The organism is Levilactobacillus paucivorans, assembly GCF_001437125.1.
Lineage (GTDB): Bacteria > Bacillota > Bacilli > Lactobacillales > Lactobacillaceae > Levilactobacillus > Levilactobacillus paucivorans.
Map to the genome: position 1 here is coordinate 1 of NZ_JQCA01000104.1, position 2,448 is coordinate 2,448.

The following is a 2,448-nucleotide window of genomic DNA, read 5'->3' on the forward strand; positions in this document are numbered from 1 at the left end:
CATATTATATGTACGAAGGCATTTCATTTACACAAGATTCTTGACGCTACCGAATTGCCAGCAATGGGAATAGCGAGCCAGAGATGGCAAAGCCCAACGCCGCTAAAAACCAGTTGTGACCGGCCATTTGCCCGAGATGTACCGGGAAAATCAAGTTACCTGACCCAAAGAACATACCAAAAATCAGGGAACTCACCACGAATAATTGACCCCAACTTTTCTTGGGGGTGACGTCTGCATTTTCCATATTGATGCCTCCATAACCAGTCTTTTTACCGCCATAATATCAAAAAGAGCCCCTCTCCCATCACGGGAAAAGGGCTCTACGAGTAGAACGGTACCACCTTTTATGTTGCGGTGACCCGCAACGCTTATCGCGGACTAACATCCGCTAGCCAGATAATGGTGGCCACCACGCGTACCTACTGATTCAGCCGCGAACTCGGAAATGATTTTCACCGGCGGTAGTTGGTCACTTTCCACTTACCATGACTCACTTGGCAACGACCCGTCTGTTACTTTTTTCCTCAACGTTTTTGAAGTATTGAGACTGATTATAGGCGTGTGAAGGTTATAGGTCAATGGGCATTCTAATCATTTTCTAATCATCGAAGAAATCTTCGTCGATCTCGAAAAATTCGAACTGTTGCTTTACTTGAACACCCACGTGGTATTCCAGCATGAGATCGGTGAGTTGGATGCCATCGATCAGAACAATTGAAAATTCTTTGGCTGCCTTAAGCGCAGCGGAAGAGAATCCGGACGTCGTAATTAGAACGCCTCGATCGGCATGATTACGTTTCAACGCCCCATAGAAGGAATCGATCACTGGTCGTTGAACGCGATTATCCTCACCATACCGCTTTGCTTGGACATAAACGGTATTCGTTCCCAGTGCATCCTGATTGATCACGCCATCGATACCACCATCATTGGTCTTCTGTGTTACCCACGCCGAACCATTGGGTCCTTTGTATCCCATTGCCACGAGTAATTTAACCACTAGATTTTCAAAAAAAGTAGGATCAGCTTCGCGAATTCGCTGTAAGAGATCCGTCGCAACTTCGGCATTGTAGGCCTGAGATTGTTCTGCTAGTTGTTCTAAAACCAATGCTGTCTTAGGAACGGTCACTTTTGATTCATTCCCACGTTTCTTACGCTCGTTCAACTCTTTTTTGTGCTGTAAATACAGCGGTTGATTATGAATCACATTTTGGTCAATCAAGTGCCCAGCAGACAATAATTCTCGTCCACTTGAAGAAATTTGATAATACCCTCTACGTTTACGTTTCAACAAGCCACCGGTTTTCAATTCACTGATTGCCCAGCCTGCACGATCTTCGATAATCGTAATACTCTTGTGGCTACTGTATGTCATTTCTCTTAGATCATTCGGTAGTTTAAGGCTATCAGCTACTGCAACACGCAACTCACGACCTCGCCATTCCCCACGTTGACTGGCCAGCTTGAGGACGGATGGCGCTAGAGCATCCCACGTTGGCAAACCATGCTCCCCTAGTTTTAAATCCTGATAAGTCATCAATACAGCCCTTCCATAATGCCTCGGTTACTAGTTAGCTTCAGATACTGAAATCTTTTTAGTACAGAATTACCAATTAAAAAACATATTAACGGATTGGCTAATGTTTATTTCCTAAAACTATAATTCATATGTGCAATTCAAAAGTAAGCGGATATTTCAACAAAAGTAGTTGCTAAATAGCCTCTATCATCAGCTGCCTCATTTAAGCCATGATTTGCTGCATAATGCGTTCACGCCATCCTCTATAAATAAGTGACGGAGTCTGCTGAATACTCTTATTAATTTGCTCAATTATTTTCTGATCGTTGATCTGCTTGTTCATAATTTCAATTAATTCTTGAATACTCATAGCAAAGATATTAACTCCTAGCACAGCACCATCCTTAGCAGAATGTTCTAGCTCTATGAAGCTTGCGGCTCTGAATATATTCACAACATTATTATCCAATTCACTAGCCACAAATATCGTTTGTTCGGGCTTATTCCCACATTCAACAGCCAAATTAACGGTATGCCGAATTACAGGTTCTAATTCTCCACGTTTTTGTGTTGAGCGGTCCATAAGAGTAGCCTCTAGCAGAACCGTTCGATTGTCATAATGCAACTCGATATCGCCTTGATATCCAGCCGCATGCGACAATGGGAGCAAACTTGCATCTAAGGTCATCTTCAAAGATTCACGAATATTAACTTTTCCTTGAGAAATATAATACCAGGCAATTCCTAATACGTACTCAAATATATCAGCAACTGGGGCATTCTTACTAACAATATCATGAATTTCATCATCATTACGATTAACGAAATCCTTCAAAAGTTTTATGACAGTACTTCTATCAAATCTATTTTTACCTCGATTTAAAATTGAAGTGCAACACCTGCTCTACTAGACCAGTTCTTTATTC

General features: G+C 42.0%; 2 protein-coding genes and 1 pseudogene. All 3 read right to left on the reverse strand.

The window, feature by feature from the left end:
* Window positions 1-52: 52 nt before the first annotated feature.
* Window positions 53-247 (reverse strand): annotated as a pseudogene (locus IV54_RS08275) (branched-chain amino acid transport system II carrier protein); the annotation flags it as partial.
* Window positions 248-601: 354 nt separating this feature from the next.
* Entirely contained in the window at window positions 602-1,540 is a 939-nt protein-coding gene (locus tag IV54_RS08280; protein ID WP_157054390.1) for a restriction endonuclease, read from the reverse strand.
* A 205-nt stretch (window positions 1,541-1,745) separates the two neighbouring features.
* Window positions 1,746-2,408 (reverse strand): AlwI family type II restriction endonuclease, encoded by a 663-nt coding sequence (locus IV54_RS08285; RefSeq protein WP_083488561.1) that lies wholly within the window; start codon window positions 2,406-2,408, stop codon window positions 1,746-1,748.
* Between the last annotated feature and the right edge of the window lie 40 nt (window positions 2,409-2,448).